Annotated in this window: 5 protein-coding genes; 4 read left to right on the top strand and 1 reads right to left on the bottom strand. The window is 37.8% G+C overall.

The window, feature by feature from the left end:
- Positions 1-238: 238 nt before the first annotated feature.
- Entirely contained in the window at positions 239-478 is a 240-nt protein-coding gene (locus PQ460_RS13060) for a hypothetical protein (protein ID WP_274170065.1), read from the bottom strand.
- Between the two features lie 421 nt (positions 479-899).
- On the opposite strand from PQ460_RS13060, the gene ectB reads away from it, so the two are divergent.
- The 4 genes from ectB to PQ460_RS13040 all read left to right on the top strand — a co-directional run bounded on the left by ectB (position 900) and on the right by PQ460_RS13040 (position 24,126).
- Entirely contained in the window at positions 900-2,204 is a 1,305-nt protein-coding gene (gene ectB, locus PQ460_RS13055) for a diaminobutyrate--2-oxoglutarate transaminase (protein WP_274170064.1), read from the top strand.
- Positions 2,205-2,333: 129 nt separating this feature from the next.
- Complete coding sequence (gene fabD / locus PQ460_RS13050; RefSeq protein WP_274170063.1) at positions 2,334-3,542, top strand: ACP S-malonyltransferase; 1,209 nt, start codon at positions 2,334-2,336, stop codon at positions 3,540-3,542.
- Positions 3,539-16,330, top strand: a complete 12,792-nt coding sequence (locus PQ460_RS13045; RefSeq protein ID WP_274170062.1) for a non-ribosomal peptide synthetase — start codon at positions 3,539-3,541, stop codon at positions 16,328-16,330. The genes fabD and PQ460_RS13045 overlap by 4 nt, the downstream gene beginning before the upstream one ends.
- Before the next feature lie 23 nt (positions 16,331-16,353).
- Positions 16,354-24,126 (top strand): non-ribosomal peptide synthetase, encoded by a 7,773-nt coding sequence (locus tag PQ460_RS13040; protein ID WP_274170061.1) that lies wholly within the window; start codon positions 16,354-16,356, stop codon positions 24,124-24,126.
- Positions 24,127-24,139 lie beyond the last annotated feature (13 nt).

Raw genomic sequence — 24,139 nt, 5'->3', positions numbered from 1 at the left:
AATATCCTTTTTATTGTTAAATATATAATTATTTTATAAATTTTACAGGATAAATATGTAAGATTATTACTTATAAAAGTATTTATAATGAGCATAATTATCACTAAATTATGAACAAATACAAAATAAAAAGCAGACCATATATATTAATGTGTCTGCTTTTTTTAATAAGGACTATGTAAAAGGTATATCAATGTATAACAAAGTAAATAGTTTTAATAAGTTGTTAAAAGAATAATTACGATATTTGTTTTCTTCTAAAGGCATATACAATTACCGCTACAATTAGGCCCAAAATGATAAATCCTACTGGAACAGCTATCAGTTCTCTAATAGCAGCTTCGGAACCATAATATGTTTTATTCCCAATTACTAAGGGAACTTCTAAGCCAAACATATTCAATACATAGACTAAAACGCCTGCAATAATACCAAGTGGAACAAAGATTTTTAAATAATGTCCAATATAACGAGCCATATTAACCACCTTTCTATTATCCAAATACTGGAATGATCTGCTTGAGTATATATCATCAATTGTTAGAAGTCTATTACTTTGTTCATGTTTTCTAAAATTAATATTGTAAACTATATGTAAAATAATGACGTTTTAAAGCTCTTTATACATGAAACAAGTCTTTAAAATTACCATTTAATGGTTTGACATCCTCTTGATGACTAATCTATCATAAGAATGCAAGTTAGATTAGTGGATAAGCTAATTTGTTAAATATTTCTTTAATTATCAATTTAGAGTATTATTTCCACATCAAATTTCACTTCTTATCATTATCCTACCTTCCTCAATTCATCCTATGTCAAACAGCAACTGTGCACTATGATTTTAGACAATATGTCAATAGATCTTTTGAATATACCAACAATATGGAGGATGAATAATGAATTCATTTGAGCTTTGGGAATCCAATGTACGGTCTTATTGCAGAGCATTTGGTGATGTATTTCAACATGCCAAAAACTCAATCATGGTTACTGAAGAAGGCAAACAATTTATTGATTTTTTTGCTGGAGCAGGAGCGCTAAATTATGGTCATAATCCTGATTTTATCAAACGGCAATTAATCGATTATTTAGAGTCAGATGCTATTATTCACGGGTTGGATATGTATACGATAGCCAAACGCAAATTTATTGATGCCTTCACTGAACTTATTCTTATCCCCAAAGAAATGAATTATAAATTGCAATTTTGTGGTCCTACAGGAACGAACGCTGTAGAAGCTGCTTTAAAGTTAGCTCGTAAAACGACCGGGCGGACAGGAATATTTTCGTTTATGGGCGGATTTCATGGGATGTCTTATGGAAGCCTAGCAGTTACTGGAAATCTTTACAACCGTAACGGTGCAGGAGCTCCATTGCCAAATGTAACTTTTATGCCTTATCCTCATGGATTTATGGGGAGTTTTGATACGATTGAATACATAGAAAATGTGTTGACTGATCCTAATAGTGGTATAGAAAAGCCAGCCGCTATTATTTTGGAAACGGTACAAGCTGAAGGTGGAGTTATTGTTGCACCTATTGAGTGGTTACAACGTTTAAGTGAATTATGCAAGCGTCATGATATTTTGATGATTGTAGATGAAATACAGGTAGGTTGTGGTCGAGCAGGTTCATTTTTCTCTTTTGAACGAGCAGGGATACAGCCTGATCTTGTTGTGTTATCCAAATCGATCAGCGGATATGGGTTACCTATGTCACTCCTATTGATCCAACCAGATTTGGACATTTGGAAGCCTGGTGAACATAACGGAACTTTTCGAGGTAATCAACTTGCCTTTATCGGTGCAACAGCGGCTTTAGAATATAGAGAATCTGCTCAACTTGAAGAAATAGTTAAACGCAAAGAAGCTATGATTGCTACTTTTTTAGAGCAAGAGATTGCTAGCTTGCATTCCAAAATAGAAATTCGTGGTATTGGATTAATCTGGGGAATCGATTTGGGTGGTCTAGAAGATGCAGAAAATGCTTCTAAATTTATCGTTGCTCGTTGTTATGAACTAGGTTTAATCATTGAGAGGGCAGGTCGTAATGATACTGTTATCAAATTAATGCCTGCTTTGACGATAGAAATAGAATATTTGCAACAGGGATGTAATATCATTAAACAATCTTTAACTGAGTATTTAAATCGTCAAACAACGGATTACCAACAACAAAAATATGTAGGTGTGTTGGAATAATTGTAAAACTCCAAAATGGAATACAGATAACGAGTCGCTTCAATCTCGTTATCTGTAATGTTTGTTGTTCTTACAGACCAAAACAAATGGTTCAAAAGATATCAGACAAAGAGAGGAAAGGGATTTGTCATGAGTGGTATTGCTTTATTATTTCCTGGTCAGGGGTCACAGTACAAAGGAATGGGCGTTAACACATACAAATATGAATCTCATACCAAACGATTAATGGAGGAAGCAAGCGATATACTTGGCTATGATATGTATGCATTATGTAATACAGGCGAAATAGAACAGTTATCACGTACTTCCTATACACAGCCAGCATTGCTCACTATGAGTATGATTGCATTTCATACGTATATGCATCAGATTGGTATAGAGCCAACTTTTACAGCCGGACATAGCTTAGGAGAATATTCGGCATTGGTTGCTAGTGAAGCTCTATCTTTTCAAGATGGATTACGGATTGTCCAACAACGAGGACAATTTATGGAGAATGCTTCACAAGATCATATCGGAAGCATGATTGCTGTACGAGGAATAGCGGTAGATGAATTAGAACTGTTATGCATGCAACATCGTACATCTGAACAACCAGTCGTTATTGCTTGTTATAATTCTCCACTTCAACATGTTGTTGCAGGTCATTCTCAAGCTCTGGAAAGATTGACGAGATCACTTGAACAGCAGAAAGTACAGATGAATCGCTTATCTGTGAGTGGTCCTTTTCATACGATACTGATGCAACACGCAGCAGATCGCCTAGCTACTGCTTTACATACGCAATCATTTCAACAAACTCGCTGGCCTGTTATATCGAACGTTACAGCAGAGCTGTATGCAAGTGATATACATATTGTTCAAGGATTAATTGATCAGATGACTTGTGCAGTCAAATGGCAACAGTCTCTGTTATACATGGTGGCAAACGGAATACATACAACGGTCGAAATTGGACCTCGCAATATATTAACACGCTTATCTGAGGATATTGCTCCTGACCTTTCTGGATATGCTTTTGATAAAGAACAGGATAGACATCGTTTAATTCAAGATTATCCTGTAGATGTCTGGATTAAAGAATGTCTGGCTCAGTCTATATCTTTACCTAATCACAATTGGAATGAAAATGAATATGCACAGGGTGTTATCGAACCGGTTCAACAACTCAAACAGATGCTAGGTTACCTTACTACATCGAGTAGTAAAGATCTGAACGCAGCGGATCTTCGTCAACAAGCAACAGCTTATCTTACTCAAGTAATGGATACCAAACAGTGTAACAAAATAAATCAAAAAGACGTTTTGACACATCAGCTTGTAGGGGGATTGGCATGAAGCACTATCTAACATTATTGGATGCTTTTGAAGATCAAGCCCGGTTAGGATCACGCGGGATTACTTATATTTCGGGGGATACGGTAGAAGAATATCAATCCTATACACAGTTGAAAAGTGAGTCTTTACTTGTACTCAGAGAACTCCAAGCAGCTGGAATGTGTGCTGGTGATGAGTTATTAATGCAAGTTGACGATAATCGATCTTTTTTGAATATATTTTGGGGTTGCTTATTGGGCGGAATTATTCCTGTTCCTGTTACAGTCGGCAATAATGATGAGCATCGAATGAAATTATTCAAAATCTGGAACACGCTAAATCGTCCTTATCTCATTACTGATCCTAAAGTTTTTTCTAATTTAGAAAAATATGCTGTTCAGCAAGGGTTAGATGCAACGTATCAACAGATTGCTCATAGAACACTGTTTACTGATGCATTGGATTATAACAATCTCGATCAAGGTCTACCTGTTCAAGTACAACCGGAAGATCTAGCATTTATTCAGTTTTCTTCAGGGTCTACAGGTGATCCTAAAGGTGTTATGCTGACTCACGAAAATTTGATCTACAATACACGCGATATTGCTAATGGTACTCAATTGGATGAAAACAAAGCGTATCTGGGATGGATGCCTTTGACTCATGATATGGGATTAATTGCTTTTCATCTTACATGTCTGGTCTCCAATGCAACTCAATATATTATGCCGACTGCTTTGTTTATAAGACGTCCTACTCTATGGCTCAAAAAATCTTCTGAACATCGAGTTACCCATATTTGTTCTCCTAATTTTGGCTACAAATTTTTCCTTGCTCAATACAAACCAGAAAATGCACTAGAATGGGATTTATCGACGATTGAAATGATTCAAAATGGCGCAGAACCTATCTCTATTGAATTATGTCATGTATTTTTAGAAGCTATGAGCAAACATCACTTAAAAAAATCTTCGATGATTGCTGTATACGGGATGGCAGAAGCTAGTGTAGGCGTTAGTCATCCACCCATTACTGAAGAATTAACACCTATTCATTTGCACCGGGATCAATTGAATATCGGAGAAGCTGTCGTTGAAGTAGATTATAACGATTCCAATCGTATTAGCTTTGCAGATGTAGGGTATGCGCTAGAAAGCTGTGAGATACGTATTAGCGATCAAGATCATCAACCTATACCAGATCGTCATATTGGTCATATTCATATCCGTGGAAAAAATGTAACCCGTGGTTATTATAATAATCCTACAGCTACCGCCAAAGTTCTTACTCCAGATGGCTGGTTAGTTACAGGTGATCTAGGCTTTATGTATAAAGGTCGCCTTGTTATTACAGGTAGAGCTAAAGATATTATTTTTGTAAATGGGCAGAATGTTTATCCTCATGATGTAGAGCGAGTCGCTGAAGAAGTTGAAGGTATTGAACTGGGTAAAGTGGCTGTTTGTGGAGTATATGATGAAAGCATTCAACAGGATCGAATGGTTGTATTTGTGATGCATGTTAAGCAATCTATTGATTTTGCACCTATTGCACATCGTCTAAAGAGTCATCTCAATTACCGTGCTGGTTGGCAGGTGCATGAAGTGTTACCGATTCGTCGTATTCCCAAAACAACCAGTGGTAAAGTACAACGGTTTAAATTAGCAGAAGACTATGCACAAGATGTATTCGCTAATGTGGTGACTCAATCGGTTCAATCTGCAACAGTATCAACAGATTCTATAGCAGAGATCGAAACATCTTTACCGTTAACGTCTTTCAAAGATTCGATCTCTAAACTGCCAAAACAAGCAGAAATAGAACGCCAGTTGGTAGAAATATGTCAACAAATTTTAAATAAAACAACAATCGGTGTGCATGATAGCTACTTTGATATCGGTGTTAGTTCATTACAAATGGTACAAATTGTTGATCAGTTAGAAGAGCGATTTGATGTCAAAGTCGAAGTAACAGATTTCTTCTCCTATCCTACGATAGCAAGGTTAGCACATTATCTTATTCATGGAGAAGAAAAAGCTTTTGCTACTCACAAACCGGCAATAAATCAATCCTCTTCTGTGCAAAGTAAAGACATTGCTATTATCGGAATGGATGGTACATTTCCGCAAGCCGAAACACTAGAACAATTTTGGAGCAATATTGCAGAAGGTACAGATTGTATAGGAAGTTATAATGAACAACGAAAAGCCGATGCGCAGTTCTTTATTTCGCAACTCAATACAGAAGGTCGTAGTCATCAATTGGCAGATGGGGGTTATTTGGATGAAGTCGATAAGTTCGATTATTCATTTTTCAAATTAACCCCTCGTGAAGCATCGTTAATGGATCCTAATCAACGTTTATTTCTACAGACCGCATGGAGCACAATTGAAAATGCAGGTTATGGTGGCAATATATTATCAGGTCGTAAAGTTGGCGTATACGTTGGATTTTCCAAAACAAGTTTTGAATATGAACGTTTACTAAGCGAAGTAACACCGGCTTCTATTCCGAATTTTGCGATAGGTAATCTATCTTCTATTATTCCAAGTCGTATTTCTTACTTATTAAATCTAAAAGGACCAGCGGTTACGATTGATACGGCTTGTTCTTCTTCTCTTGTTGCGGTACATATGGCTTGTAAAGCTATTCAACATGGAGAATGCGAAATGGCTTTGGCTGGTGGAGTCAAAACGATTTTACTTCCTTTAAAAGCAGGTCTAGGTATGGAGTCTTCGGATGATCGTGCTCGTGCATTTGATGATAGTTCGGACGGTACAGGGTGGGGAGAAGGTGTAGGTGCAGTCTTTCTAAAGTCACTGGAACAAGCTGAGCGAGATGGCGACCATATTCTTGCAGTTATTAAAGGAAGCGCAATTAATCAAGATGGTAGTACAGTGGGGATATCTGCACCCAATGCAATTGCTCAAGCAGAAGTTATTACTGAAGCCTGGGAAGATGCAGGCGTAGACCCAGAGACGATTAGTTATATTGAAGCTCATGGTACCGGAACTCGTTTGGGCGATCCTGTTGAAATAGAAGGGATTAGCCGTGCATTTCGGGCATATACATCACGCAAGCAATTTTGTGCAATCAGTACAGTAAAAAGCAATATCGGTCATCTATATGAAGCAGCTGGTATTGCCGGATTAATTAAATCAGTCTTATCGTTACAACATCAGCAACTTGCACCATTGGTTCATTTCCGTACCCCTAATCAGCAGATATCTTTTGAACAATCGCCTGTATATGTGAATCGTCAGCTTCAACCATGGGTCACAACAGATGGAGTTCCAAGACGTTCAGGATTAAGCTCGTTTGGATTTAGCGGTACCAATTGCCATATGGTTCTTGAAGAATATACTCAACTTCACGAGACAATTCCAACAGAGATAACAATCGATCCTTTAATTTTAACTTTATCTGCTCGCACAGAAAAAGCACTACAGCAATTGATTAAGCAATATATCGCATGTTTGCAGTTGCCTGAAATGGCTCATCGTATACACGAAGTGTGTTATACCGCTAATACCGGGCGCAGTCATTGGCATTATCGAGTAGCTATTGTAGCGAAATCATCTGCTGAATTAATGAGCCGATTGATGCAACTTCATCAGCAAGGAATAACAGCACCAGGCATTTTTGCAGGCAAAGTAGAATTGCTTCAAACGTCTGCTTCAATGTATCAAGGTAGCCTCGATACGTTGATTGATTTAGAACAATTAGCGGAACAATATGTGCAAGGAGCCGATATTGCATGGCATGACTTGTATTCTTCCAAAGAGTATCGACGTGTTCCTTTACCTACGTACCCTTTTGAACGGAAAAGATGTTGGATAGAAGCACCAACTCCGACCGTCTTATTATCACCTCGTCTAAATCATGAACATCAATCTCAGGAAGTTGTATCGTTGCCGGATAATCATGAATCTACCATGTTAACGATAAAGGAGTCGAAGAATACTGTGAAGGATGTTGTTAGACAAACCATTACGCAGATGATCAGCAATTTATCTCAATTAACTACAGAAGAGTTAGAAGCAGATACTCATTTTTTAGAAATGGGTCTAGATTCTATTAATTTATCTCAAGTGAGACATAGTATCAAAGATACCTTTCATCTAGATATTCCGATGAGTGAATTTTTCGAATCGCTTACTAATCTAAATGTGCTTACCGCATATATTGCAGATGTTTTACCGCAAGAAGCGATAGATTCATTGACAGGCACTACGCATGAAGTAGTTATTAATACTTCTTCTGCCAATCATGAAATCAATGTAGAAATAGAAACATCTTCATCGCTTCAAACGGTTACAACAGATGTACAACATCATACCTTTAACAATAATTCGATATCGAACAATACAACATCAGAAACTAATGCTTCATATTCATCAGTAGAACGGATTATGGCACAACAACTTCAATTAATGTCTTATCAATTAGAAGTATTACATGGAAAAGCGACTCCAAATGCAGACGTGCAATCTAATTATTCCACGTATACAGCTATACCCGATTCAATAGTAGAACAACCGACAGCAGTATCGGTTGTTTCAACAAGTTCACCAGTGACTATTAATCAAGAATCCAAACCATTTGTTGCATACAAACCGTTAGAATTGCAGACGGATTATTCTTTACCTGAACGGCAATCCAACCATATCCAACAATTGATCCAAAAATATACTCAACGTACAGCCAGCACCAAACAATATACTCAACAGTATCGTTCTGTTTATGCGAATAATCGTAATATTGCAGGCTTTCGTCCACTATTAAAAGAAATGGTGTATCAGATTGTATCGCAACGTGCGGAAGGTTCAAAATTATGGGATCTTGATCATAATGAATATGTAGATATTACGATGGGATTTGGTGTTAACTTTTTCGGGCATAATCCTCAATTTATTCGTGAAAAGATTGAAGCTGAATTACAGCAAGGTATGTGCGTAGGACCTATGTCTAATATGGCGGGTCAAGTAGCAGAAGCGATCACACGAATGACTGGAACCGAGCGTATTTCTTTGTACAATTCTGGTACAGAAGCAATTATGGTCGCTTTGCGTTTGGCAAGAGCAGCCACAGGACGGAGTAAAGTTGTTATTTTTGCAGGTTCGTATCATGGTACTTTTGATGGGATTCTTGCTCTGGGTAGCGCAGGTGCGGATAAAGAACATTCTACACCTCTAGCCCCTGGAGTGTTACAACATATGGTTGATGATATTGTCGTGCTCAATTATGGTACTCAACAAGCGCTAGATTATATTGAAGCGAATGGTCATGAGCTAGCTGCTGTGCTGGTTGAACCTGTTCAGAGTCGTCGTCCTGATTTTCAGCCTAAAGCCTTTTTACAACAAATTCGTGAGCTGACTCGTCGTTCAGATACTGCTTTTATTTTCGATGAAGTCATTACAGGTTTCCGTATCCATCCTGGTGGTGCGCAAGCTATATTTGATATTCAAGCTGATCTAGTAACTTATGGAAAAGTCATTGGTGGTGGTATGCCTATCGGTATCGTAGCTGGGACTGCTAAATATATGGATGGAGTTGATGGAGGAACATGGGATTTTGGGGATGAATCTTATCCTGCTCATGAACATCGTCGCACTTTTGTTGCAGGTACATTCTGCCATCATCCACTAGCTATGGCGGCATCTTTAGCTGTATTGCATCGGATGGAGGAAGAAGGTCCGGCATTACAAGCGAATCTTAATGCACGAACAGCTCAATTTGCTTCAGAATTGAACGCGTTTTTTGAAAATGAACAATTACCTATGAAAATAGTGCACTTTGGATCATTATTCCGCTTTGTATTAAAAGGCGATTTGGAGCTCTTTTATTATCATATGTTAGATAAAGGTATTTATATTTGGGAAGGACGCAATTGCTTCTTATCCACTGTACATACAGAGGAAGATATTGCTCGTATTGTACAAGCTGTAAAGGATAGTGTGCAGGAGTTGCGAGCAGGCGGATTTTTGCCTGATGGCCCACCTGATCCAGACCATGATCCAGATAAATTACCTGTACCACAACCAATCCACCAATCTTCGACTCATGACAAGATCATTCCATTAACTGCTGATCAGAAACAATTATGGTTTGCATCTTCATCAGGGAAAACGGAAGCTCAGTCTCTTCATGAAACTTCGATTTTGCGGTTTCAAGGAGAACTGAATATGAACTTTTTGAAAGAAGCAGTACATATGGTGATGCAACGTCATGAAGCCTTGCGTACATACATGAGCCATGATGGGGAAAATCAAATCGTTGCTTCGCAGATGGAATTATTAATTCCAGTCTTCGATTTCACGATGTATGATCCTACGGATAAAGAGCAAAAAATAAAATCATGGTTGCAAGAACAACAACAGCTGTCATTTAGTATGACTTCAACCGAGCCATTATTTCGCATTCAATGTTTACAGCTGACTGAATATGAATATATTGCAGTGTTTACTTTCCATCATCTTATAGCAGATGGTTGGTCGATTGGTGTATGTATTCAGGAACTGGAACAGATTTATTCTGCTCTTGTACATAATAAACCTGTTCGCTTGCCTGAATCAGTACCTTTTCAACAGTATGTGGTATGGCAACAAGAACAGTTGAATCATTCTAACAGTCAAGAAGCTGTAGCGTATTGGAATCATCATTTCCAACGGATTCTTCCAGTGGTAGAACTCCCATCTATCTATCGAGGTACTCTTTTGCCATCGGTTCAAGGGGGTCGTTATACAGCGATGTTATCTAGTGAATTGGTACAAAAATTACGTGCCACGAGTATGGAGTTAGGCACAACGTTATTTGTTACTTTATTAACTGGTTTTAAATGTGTACTTCATCGTCTGACCGAACAATCCATAGTAACTGTAGGCGTACCTACAGCAGGGCAAACTCATATGGAAGCCTATGCTTTGATAGGAAATTGTGTGAATCTGTTGCCGGTTATTACTGAAATTACTAAAGATATATCGTTTGCAACGTATGCAGATCAAGTAAAACAAAAGATGAAAGAAATCGAAAAGTATCAAATGTATAGTTTTGCATCTTTGGCTGAACGTGGAATAGGGAATTTACCAGTGATAAATACTGTATTTAATATGGATCGTGCAGTGCCAGAACTTCAATTCGATGGATTGATTACGGAACTCATGACTCATGATATTCATTACAGTAAGTACGAATTATTTATGAATGTAACTCCAATAGGAAAAGAACTTAATATAGAGATGGATTATAATGCTGACCTATTCTCACAAGTTGTAATTAAAGAATGGACAGTGGGATTTATAACCTTTTTAGAGAATATGGTTGCAAATATTCAAGCACCTATGCGGGAGCATTCCTTATTATCTGTATCGAATTATCAACAACTTGATGAGTTTTGGACTTCATTAGCAGATCCTCAAGGGCATTTTCCTTATGTCCTAGATATGTATGGTCAGCCTGTTGTGGCAGGAGTGATAGGTGAGCTATATGTAGGACAATTGTATTCAACCAATTATGATTCTCAATCTCTACAAGCTGACCAGCATCTAACTACATTGCAACGTACAGGTCAACTTGTCTATTGGGGAATAGATAAACGTATTCAGTATATAGGCGATATTGATCGTGTACAGACTATACGTGGTCATCGTGTTTATTTGGAACAAATTGAAAAGTATATGACGAACACTTTTTCACTTCAAAAGTGTATAGTGCTTCCTGTCGTAGCCTCTAATAGAGACTCCGATCAGTATCAACTTTGTGCTTACTTGCAAATGGATCAGACACAACATGAATTTTATAATCCTGAACAGATTCGTCAAATGATGAATGAACAAATACCTGATTATATGCAACCGCGTATCTTGATTCCAATGTCAAATATTTCTTTGCTGGAAAATGGACAACCAGATTTGGCAATGTTACCTGATCCAGTACAACAAGGTATCACATTAACTTCTCTACAAACTACACATCATTCTATCGAAAGTGAAAATGATACAGGTTATAAACTTATTCAAATTTGGCAAGATGTGTTGGGGATTAACGACATACAGCGCACAGATAATTTCTTCCAACTAGGTGGGGATTCTCTAAAAGCTACTGTGATCTTATCACGAATCAATAAAGAATTTGCTATACATATTCCGCTTCGTGAAATTTTCAATCTACAGACAATAAATGAAATCGTCCAGTATATTGAGGGCGGAGAACATATCATTTACCTGCCGATTGAATCTGTAGAATCTCAGGAATTTTATCCGGTATCTTCTGCACAGAAGCGAATGTACATCATGGAACAAATCGGCAATGGCGGCTTGGCTTATCATGTTTCTGGACAACTGACTATTCAAGGTCCATTGAATACAGAACGTCTAATTAAAGCATTACAGCAAGTCGTTGCCCGTCATGAATCTTTTAGGACGTCACTAGAATGGTATCAAGATCAGGTCATTCAGCGTGTACATCCGCATGTACTTATGGATATCAATACAACTTATATTCAAGAACATCAGTTATCAGAAATGCGTCAAGCTTTTGTACAGCCTTTTCAATTGGATCAATCTCCTTTATTTCGTGCTCAATTGTTGCAGTGGTCAGATAGTCATTATGCACTTCTGGTTGATATGCATCATGCTATTGCAGATGGATTTTCGATGGCCATTTTATTAGAGGAACTAGTGCATAGTTATCAAGGCATATGGTTGCCTGAACCGAATATTCATTACAAAGATGTTGTGATGTGGCAACAGCAGCAAATAGCAGAAGGCATATTGCAGACCCAGCAAGCTTACTGGCTAAATACGCTCAGTGGCGATCTACCTGTACTGAATTTGCCTACTGATTATATTCGCCCACAAACACAACAATTTGCCGGACATACGTTATCGTTTGCAATCGACAAGTTATTAACTGAAAAGTTATATGTATTAGTTGGGCAAACAGAAACTACATTATATATGGTGTTATTGACAGCTTACGAAATCTTATTATCTAAATATTCTGGTCAAAACGATATTATTATCGGTACTCCTGTAGCAGGACGCAGACATGCAGATACAGAGTCCGTTATTGGAATGTTCGTTAATACGTTAGCTTTACGTGTTCAACCTCAACCTTCTCAAAACTTTCGTCAATTATTAGAAGAAGTGAAGCAAATTTCGTTAAATGCTTTTGAGCATCAAGAATATCCATTTGAAGAATTGGTAGAACATCTTGAAGGTGTACGCGATCTTAGTCGTAATCCAGTATTCGATACACTGTTTAGTCTACAAAATACAGGTACAGATATGTTAACAGCAGGGGAAGTTACTTTTATTCCTGAAGAATTTAATGCAGGGATAGCCAAGTTAGATTTATCGCTGTATATGACTGAACAGAAAGAGCAACTTAGTTGTACATGGGAATACGCTACTTCATTGTTTAAGCAGGATACGATAGAGCAAATACATCGTCACTTTGTTCAAATTTTACAATTAGCTGTAGATCATGTTGATCTTACGTTAGAAGAATTAGATGTTATGACAGATACAGAGAAGCAAATGGTTTTGCAAGATTTCAATCATACAAAGTTAAATTTCCCTGATAATCAGACGATCCATAGCCAATGGGAATCCCAAGTGAAGTTAACACCTGATTCGATTGCTTTAGTATGTAATACGCAATCTATTACCTATAAGCAATTGAATGAACGTGCTAATCAATTAGCTTATACGTTAGTACAGCATGGAGCAGGATGTGATCGCCTGATCGGAATTATGGTAGATCGATCAATTGAAATGGTTGTAGGTCTACTTGCTATTCTCAAATCAGGCAGTGCTTATGTTCCTATTGATCCAGAATATCCGACAGGACGAATCGAATACATGTTGGAACATAGTGAAGCTTCTATTTTGGTCACCAGTCGTCATCTATTAAAAGAATTAAATTATACAGGCGCAGTAGTGTATGTAGAAGATCAGGCATCTTATCATACGCATACAACAAATCTAGAACTTCTTATACACTCAGAGAATCTTGCGTATGTTATTTATACTTCAGGCTCAACAGGGCAACCCAAAGGTGTAATGCTACAGCACCGTTCTGTCATGAATTTTGTAACAGGAATGAAGCAAGTGATTCCCTTTACTACTGATAAAGTGATGCTATCTTTAACAACGATGTCTTTTGATATTTTTGTACTGGAAACCATTTTACCACTGTTGGAAGGCATGAAAGTTGTGATAGGAGAGCGTCATCATCAAGCAGATCCTATAGCACTGGCTGAATTAATTAGTACTCATCATATTGATATGTTACAAATGACACCATCTCGTCTACAAATGCTACTTCATGTAGAGCAAGGTATACAAGCATTGCATCATGTCAAAGATATAATGGTTGGTGGTGAAGCACTACCACACCAGCTACTGCAACAACTTCAAGATATTCAAGGATTGCGCATATTCAATATGTACGGTCCTACAGAAACAACCGTCTGGTCTGCGGTAAAAGAACTAACAACATCGTCTACGATTTCAATTGGTAAGCCAATTGCTAATACTCAGCTATATATTGTAGATTCTGCTATGCGTATTCAACCGCTAGGAGTTGCTGGAGAACTATGTATTGCTGGCGAAGGTTTGGCTCGCGGATATTGGAAGCGACAAGACCTAACAGACGAGAAATTTGTAGCTAATCCATTTGTATTAGGGGAGCGCATGTATCGTACAGGCGATCTGGCACGCTGGCAAGCTAACGGTGAAATCGAATTTATCGGTCGTATTGATTATCAAGTTAAAGTAAAAGGCTTTCGAATAGAGTTAGGAGAAGTCGAACATTGTTTAACAGCTATTGAAGGTATACAAGAAGCTGTTGTCATCGTTCAGACCAATCATCAACAAGAGCCTGTGATCTGTGCTTATTTGATTCAAAGTCAAGAAAAAGAGTATACAGGAGCAGAAATACGTCAATATGCTGCCAAACAACTTCCTTATTATGCAGTACCTTCACATTATACTTTTATTGATCAGATGCCTTTAACACCTAATGGCAAAACGGATCGCAAAGCATTGCCTGAACCACAAGATTGGCATGTGACACATACTGAATATCAGGCTCCAGAAAATGAACTGGAATGGCTAATCGCTCAGATCTGGCAAGACATATTGAAACGTGAATGGGTTGGTGTTCACGATAATTTCTTTATGCTTGGCGGAGATTCGATCAAAGCGATTCAAGTGATTGCTCGTTTACGCGAGCAGCATTATGAGCTTGATATCAAATCGCTATTTGAGCATCCATCAATTCGTGAGCTGATCTATCATGTAAAATCTACCGCTCCGCATATTGACCAATCTTTAACAACAGGTGAAGCCATATTATCGCCTGGACAATATACATGGTTAAAACAGCATCCCGATCTATCAATTCCTTATCATCACTCTGTACTGTTGCATGCGAATCAGAAATGGGAAGAGCAAGCAATTAGCGTTGTTATGCAACAACTGGTAGAACATCATGATGCGTTACGTCTAGCATATGTGCCAGTAAATAGTGAAACGACAGAAAATCATGAAAAGGCAAACCGCCAAAATCAGTATCCACAAGGCAAATGGATCTATCAAAATCCTGAAGCGACTACATTTAGTCTTGAAATATCCTCAACAGTCAATAGTACATTAGATGATAATGCATACCAATCATTTTCAGTATTAGAGAAAGAATATGCCTATATGCAGCAAGAACGTAAGCGGATTTGTCAACAAATTGTTCCTGGCGAAGGTCCATTAATTCGTTTAGTTATTTTCAATACGAGTAGTGGAGATTACCTTTTAATTGCGGCTCATGAAATGTTACTAGACGAAGTATCATGGTCTATTTTATTAGAAGATTTGGCACTAGCTTACAGTCAATATATCACAGAGCAATCTGTTCAATTGCCAGATAAAACGATTGCTTATCAGACATGGAATCAACAATTAGAACATCAATTAGCAGTATCTAATTGGCAACCTCAGATCCAATACTGGAAGCAGATTAAGCCTCACTTCCACAAAGATCTATTCTCAATGTTACCAACCAATGAAACGATATGGCATCAGATGAATCGCATAACACTGAAATGTTCGTTAGAAAAAACAAACCAATTAATAACAGATGTGCATCATATTTATGGAACCAATACACAGGAAGTATTATTTGCTGCTTTTGGACAAGCATTGAAGGCAACTTTATATCAAAACGAACAAGTTATTAGTATCGATATGAAGACAACAGGACGTGAGATGTTATTTGCAGAAAATACGCAGATATGGGATGCAACTCGAACAGTAGGTCATTTCAATTCTATGTATCCACTTGTGTTCACTATTGAGTCAGATGATCTTTCAGTTGTATTGAAGCAGGCAAAAGAGTTAGTTAGACAAGTGCCTGATAATGGAATCAGTTATGCCATGCTTCGATATATGGAAGATGTACTACCAGAACACCACACGCCGATTAGCTTTCATTATCGAGAAGAACGGAACAAGAAGTATATCAATTTTGAAGCGGAATGGCTACATGATCTGAATGATGTTGCAAGTGTTCATGATTTAGTAATGAATGCTTCTATAGAAGATGAGCAGTTAACTATCTGTCTGGATTATGATACGCAACAGTATAGTTCTACAGATATCGAATTTGTATTACAACATTTTGAACAGATCTTGTTCGCTATGATTGATCATTGTATTCACAAAGAAGAGCGTGAATTAACACCAACCGATGTAGGAGCACAAGATATAGATTTGGAAGATTTCGAAGATATCCAGCAATTTTACGAGAATGTCTAATTATGTATCCAGGGAGGATCATCATGAGTAAGCGTCTTGAAATTGAAAAAATGATCTATCTTACTCCTCTACAGGAGGGCATGTTATTTCATTCGATGATGGAACCTCATTCATCGGCTTATATTGAGCAGGTGCAATTATCTGTCACAGGTGAATTAGATCACGCCTTGTTAGAGCAAAGTATGCAAATCGTAATTCAGCGACATGAGACATTACGCTCTAATCTGTATCATAAAAATATTGCACGCCCACGACAAATTATTTTTAAAGAGCGTTCGATTTCGATTCAATATATCGATTGCAAGCATACGTTAGATCGTGGGGAAGCACAGATCCAGCAAGATCGGCAGAAGCCATTTGATCTAATTAAAGATTTATTAGTGCGTATTTCTGTACTTCATACTGGTGCTGATCAATATACCATTTTGTTTACATTTCATCATATTATTATGGATGGTTGGTGTCTGGGTATTGTTTTGGAAGAACTATTAACAGCGTACGCTGCATTGCGTCAGGGACAAAGTATTCAATTAGCAGAACCTGTTGTATACAGCCAATATGTGAAATGGTTAGAGCAACAAAATGAAGAAGAAGCTCAATCGTATTGGCATACCCTATTACAAGGGTATGATCAACAATCAACGATTCCTTCTAGCGCTATGTCAGCATACAAAGAAGAACTTCAAAATAATTCGAGTTCTTCTTATGAAATAGGCGAGCATTCTTTTCAATTAACTTCTTCATTAAGTCAGTTGCTTCGTCAGACAAGTGAGACTTATGGAGTAACAGCAAGTAATCTGTTTTTGACAGTGTGGAGTATTATTCTTGGAAGATATAATCAGCGTGAAGATGTGGTATTTGGAACTGTTGTATCAGGTCGACCACCACAGATTCCAGGTATTGAACGTATGGTAGGGTCTTTTATCAATACGATTCCAGTACGTATTCAGATGTCTAAAGAACAGACATTTCTACAATTACTCAAACAAATTCGCCAATCTATGATTGATGCGCAGACCTATGATTATTGTTCATTAGCAGAGATTCAATCTCGTAGCGAACTGAAGCAACAATTGCTTGATCATATTATGGTATTTGAGAATTACCCGTTACAGGATTTTGTACAGCAAAATGACTGGACACAACAACTAGGCTTCTATATTGAAGCTGCACATTTAGCAGAACAGACACCTTATGATTTCAATATTGAAATAGAAGATGGAGAACAATTTCATATTTTATTATCGTATAACCGCCACAAATATGATCAAGTCATTATGAATCGTATTGAAGGGCACCTGATACAAGTATTGACCCAAGCAATACAATCACCTGAAATAGCAATAAGTGAACTAAATATATTAACGAAAGAAGAATCTATTCAGATTTTAGAAGAGTGGAGTGGCCCGCATACTCATTATGAATCGACTACTTTCCATGCGTTATTTGAAACGCAAGCTTTGCATACACCCGATCATATTGCTGTTATAGATGAGCAGGAAGAGCTTAGTTACAAAGAGTTGAATCGACGTGCGAATCAATTAGCACAAGTCTTGCGACAGCAAGGGGTACATCGCGGACATCCAGTTGCTATTTTGGTAGAACGTTCGGCACAGATGATTATTGGCGCATTGGCTGTTATGAAATCAGGCGGAGCTTATATTCCTGTTGATCCTACATATCCTGCTGAGCGTATTGCTTATATGTTACAAGATAGTGGAACAGAATTGTTACTCACACAATCACATCTTACATCTCTAATTGAACAAGATAAATACACAGGTAAGATCGTATGTATCGATCAGTTCGAATATCAAATACAGCAAGAAGATCTAGTAATCGCTGACAATGAAGATGTATCTACTTCTGATCTGGCTTATATTATCTATACTTCTGGAACAACAGGCAATGCTAAAGGAGTTATGATTGAACATCATCAATATGTCAATACAGCATATGGATATCGAGATAACTATCGGCTAAAAGATTTCGATGTGAAGTTGTTACAGATTGCTAGCTTTTCTTTTGATGTATTTGCAGGGGATATGGCACGTACTTTCTTAAATGGTGGAACGATGGTGATCTGTCCTCAAGATGTTCGCATTGATCCTTCAGCATTATCTCAGTATCTAGTAAAACACGAAATAACAGTGTTTGAATCTACACCTGCTTTAATTTTACCTTTGATGAAAGAAATATATGAGCAACATATTCAACTGGATGCTATGAAATTATTAATTACCAGTTCGGATAGTTGTAGTGTGCAAGATTATCGTCTTTTACTTGAACGCTTTGGATCGCGTATGCGTATTATGAACAGTTATGGAGTGACAGAAGCAGCGATTGACTCTAGCTTTTATGAAGAAAAGTTAGATCATTTGCCACTTAAAGGTACTGTTCCTATTGGTAGACCACTTGCCAATCATTCTTTTTATATCGTTGATCAACATCTTAACCCAGTTCCTGTAGGTGTGGCTGGTGAATTGTGTATAGGTGGACAATCGGTTGCTCGTGGATATTTGAATCGTCCTGAACTTAGTGCAGAGAAGTTTATAATCAATCCTTTCCGTAAGCAAGAACGATTATATCGTACAGGTGATTTGGCACGTTGGTTACCTGATGGACAAGTTGATTTTATTGGACGAATAGATTATCAGGTGAAAATTCGTGGCTACCGTATCGAATTGGGAGAAATAGAATCGGTACTGTTGAGACAGATGAATGTAGAGCAAGCGATCGTAACGGATCGTACGGATGAGCAAGGAGACAAATACCTTTGTGCCTATGCTACAGGTTCTATCCATACTCAAGAAGTACGAGCAAGGTTGGTAGAGCAACTTCCAGCATATATGGTTCCTGCGCATTTTATTCATCTGGATGTATTACCGATTACTCCTAATGGAAAAATAGATCGTAAAGCACTTCCTGCACCAACGGGCTCACCTATGACTACTTCTTCTTATGCTCCACCTCGAAATACAACAGAAATAGAAATGTCTCAAATATGGCAAGAAGTGCTGAATGTCAGTCGAATTGGAATTGATGATTCCTTTTTTGAACTGGGTGGACATTCGCTCAAAGCAGTCATGTTAGTCGGACGAATGACCAAGCAATTTGGGATCGAATTGCCAATACGTCATGTATTTGCTTATCCAACCATACGTCAGATGGCACCATTAGTCAGAAATGCTGAAGATAAAGGTTATGCTGATATAGAGTCCGCTCCTAATCAAGCCTATTATGACGTTTCAGCAGCGCAAAAAAGACTATTTATTATTGATCAGTTAGGTGATGCCGAACAAGCGTATAATATGAGCGCTATGTTAGAGCTTGAAGGTAAATTAGATCGAATGCGCTTAGAAAAGGCATTTGAGATCATCGTAGAACGTCATGAGTCGTTACGGACTTCTTTCCACTTTATAGATGGTAAGCCAGTACAGAAAATTCATCCTCATGTTGAATTTCAAGTAGATTATCGAGAAGACATCCATACTGATCCCGTACAACTTATGGAATCTTTTGTTCGTCCCTTTTCGTTAGATCAGGCGCCTTTATTACGCGTAGAATTGATTCAAGTCAAACAAGATCATCATATATTGTTAGCAGATATGCATCATATTATTACAGATGGTATATCAATCGAAGTATTTGTAGAAGAATTTAGTCGTTTATATGCAGGTCAACAGCTACCAGAATTACGCATCCAGTATAAAGATTATGCGGTATGGCAACAAAATCAGATGGAGCAGATTAGAGAAAAACAAATGCCTTATTGGAAAAAGTTGTTTGATGATGGTAAAGATGTTCCTGTACTAAATCTACCTACTGACTATAGCCGACCAGTCATGAAAAACTTTGAAGGTAGCACGCTCATACAGGAGTTGGATTCTGAACTGACACAAGGGCTTTATGATTTATGTGCGAAGTCAGGAACTACACTTTATATGGTAATGTTAGCCGCATATTCTAGTTTGTTGTATCGCTATACCAGTCAACACGACCTAATTATTGGTTCTCCTATCGCAGGTAGACCACATCCAGATATAGAGCAATTGATAGGTATGTTTGTTAATACTTTACCGATTCGTACTCATTTAAAGCCGGAACAGACATTTACACAATTGCTTGAGCAGACCAAGCAACAAACATTAACTGCTTATGAACATCAAGATATTCCATTTGAAGAAGTAGTTGAAGTATTGAATGTAAGGAGGGACGTGAGTCGTAATCCCTTATTTGATGTAATGTTTGTTCTTCAGAATACAGGCATGAAACAGATTGAAGTAGAAGGAATGACATTCCGTCCGGTTGATTTTGAAATGGGTATTGCCAAGTTCGATCTAACCTTAGCCGTCGAAGAGTTTACAGATAAATTAATAATTTCATTAGAATATGCAACCAAATTATTTCGTACAGAAACAGCGCAACAAATGCTTACACACTATAGAGCTATTTTATCAGCTATCGTATCCAACTCGGATATATCTATAGCAGATTTGCCTTTATTACAACAAGAAGAGCAAGCTCAATTATTTACTTTTAATGATACTGCAGTAGCTTATGGTGAGCATGATACATTATATCAACTTTGGGAAACTCAAGTGCAGAAAACACCTGACCATATTGCTCTTATTTGCGGAGAACGACAGGTAAGTTATTCAGAATTAAATGCCAGAGCCAACACATTAGCATCGAAATTGAGAGCTCAAGGTGTACAACCTGATGATATTGTAGGTTTGATGGTAGAGCGCTCACTTGAGATGGTAGTTGGGATTCTAGGGATTCTCAAAGCAGGTGGAGCTTACTTGCCTATCGATCCATCTCATCCTGAAGAACGCATTCAGTTTGTATTGGAAGATAGTTGTACTTCATGGTTAGTACGACAATCTCATTTAGGAGAATCTGTATCTTTTGCTGGAACAATTCTTCTATTAGAAGAAACTGAACTGTACAACCAGACAATAGCTAATCTATTGCCTAGCAGTCATTCCAAAAATCTGGCGTATGTAATCTATACCTCGGGTTCAACCGGTCGTCCCAAAGGAGCAATGATTGAACATCATTCGGTGATCAACCGTCTGCAATGGATGCAAAAACGTTACCCACTTCAAGCAGAAGATGTAATCTTGCAAAAAACTCCATTTAGTTTTGATGTGTCGGTATGGGAATTACTATGGTGGGGTGAAGTAGGAGCAAAAGTGGTTCTTTTACCACCTGGAGGAGAAAAAGAACCGGAAGTTATTCTAAATGAAATTGAAAAACATCATGTGACCACAATGCATTTTGTTCCTTCAATGCTGTCTGCTTTTCTAGATGTATTGGAAAATTCATCACGTATTTATCAACTTCAGAGCCTTCGTCGTGTGTTTGCGAGTGGAGAAGCATTACCCGTTAGATTAGTAGAGCGATTTAATCGTTTGATTACTGCGCATTATGGGACAGAGTTAATTAACTTATATGGACCTACGGAAGCAACTGTAGATGTTAGTTATTATGACTGTCCTTCAACAAGTGAAATCACAAAAGTGCCTATCGGTAAGCCGATAGATAACATTCAATTATTTATAGTAGATGCACAATATCATTTACAGCCTGTTGGAGTTGCAGGAGAGTTGTGTATTTCAGGAGTTGGGTTAGCGCGAGGATACTTAAATCGACCTGAGTTAACCGCAGAAAAATTTATCAATAATCCATTTATATCCGGTCAAAAAATGTATCGGACTGGAGATCTGGCTCGCTGGTTACCCGATGGAAATCTAGAGTATTTGGGACGAATTGATCATCAAGTGAAAATTCGCGGATATCGAATAGAATTAGGTGAAATTGAAACTCATTTATTCCGTCATGAAGTCGTTAGCGAAGTTCATGTGATGACTCGCCAATCATCAAGTGATATGCCAGAGTTATGTGCATATATTGTACCTGACTTGAATCGAGAAGTGGAAATAGCAGAATTACGTGCTTTTCTAGCTTTACATGTTCCTGATTATATGATACCTGCTCACTTTGTATTTTTAGATCATATGCCTGTAACACCGAATGGTAAAATTGACCGTCGTGCGTTACCTGAACCTGATTTGAATCAACGTCATACTCAGACCTATAAAGCTCCTCAAAATGAAGTACAGCATGTATTAGCTGAAATATGGCAAGAAGTGCTCGGTATTCGGCAAGTCGGAATTACAGACAACTTTTTTGAATACGGTGGCGATTCTATCAAAGCATTACAAATAGCCTCCCGTCTTAATCGTCAGGGATTGAAGATGGAGATACGTGACCTTTTCCGTTATCCAGACATTATGGGGATTGCTCCATATATTAGTGAAATACAACGCCAGATTTCTCAGGATGAAGTGCAAGGTGAAGCTCTACTCACACCAATCCAAAAGCGTTTTTTTCAATACAATCTTGCTCATCACCAGCATTATAATCAAGCAGTTATGCTTCAAAGTATCCAACGAATTGATATAGATATTCTTAATCAAGTGCTTCACAAATTAGTGGTTCATCATGATGCCTTGAGAACGATCTATATCCAACAGGCAAATCATATATCTGCACAGCATCGAAGTATACAAGAACATGGGCTGTATCAGTTAGATGTCTATGATTACTCTCAATATGCTGAGACGCAAGCATATGAACATATTCAACAAACAGCAGATATGATTCAACATGGTTTTGTTTTGGATCAAGGACCATTAATCCGTATCGGTTTATTTCAAACTTCACAAGAAGATCAATTGTTATTGGTCATCCATCATTTAGTTATAGACGGCGTATCATGGAGAATTCTACTGGAAGATTTGGAAACCGGATATCAGCAGCGGTTACAAGGTCATGCTATTGAGTTTCCTTCCAAAAGTGATTCTTATGCCGATTGGGCTATGCATCTGAAGCAGTATGCTGGTGGACAAAAAGTAATCAATGAATTGGCATACTGGAATACATTAGCGCTACAGAAAAAAGATCCACTTCCACAGGATATACCTACTATCGGAAATGGATACGAACAGGATAGCAGCGAAGAAGTCATGACGCTTAGTAAAGAAAATACACAGCGTCTGCTTCAACAAACAAATCATGCCTATAATACAGAAATTAACGATATTTTGCTGACAGCACTCGGACTTACGTTCCATGAGTGGAGTGGTCAATCACATATTCATGTCAGTGTAGAAGGCCATGGCCGAGAATCTTTATTTAATGATATGGATATTGCACGAACAGTTGGATGGTTTACAGTAATGTATCCTCATGTAATGAATATAGAGCATGCAGACGATCTAGGACATCAATTAAAAGAAATTAAAGATGGATTGAGAAGAGTTCCTAATCAAGGGATCGGATATGGTATTCTGCGGTATTTGACGATAGAGCAAGATCCAATAGCGCTAGAAATCCTGCATTCTGCTCAAGATCCGGAAATTAGTTTTAATTATTTAGGACAATTTGACGAATCAACAAATCTATTAGATCAGTCGGTTTTCCAATCTTCTACACTATCTGTAGGAACTGAAATTCATCCTGAAATGAAGCGCCAATTCGCTTTTGATATTAATGGGATAGTAAGTCATGGACAATTAAAAATGACGTTTAATTATAACCGTCATCAATACACGACAGCGACTGTAGCTCAATTAGTAAGCATGTATCAAAAGCACTTGCTCCATTTAATCGATCATTGTACAGGCAAGCAGATCACAGAACAAAGCCCAACAGATTTCACATATAATCAGCTCTCAATTGGTCAATTGGATCAGATCAGTAACATGTTAAGTGGAAAGTTGAAATAAGACATCAGGCAGA

Source organism: Paenibacillus sp. KACC 21273 (genome assembly GCF_028736095.1).
GTDB lineage: Bacteria > Bacillota > Bacilli > Paenibacillales > Paenibacillaceae > Saccharibacillus > Saccharibacillus kyungheensis.
Note: the sequence above shows the minus strand (reverse complement) of the source record. Positions and strands in the feature narration are given on the sequence as shown.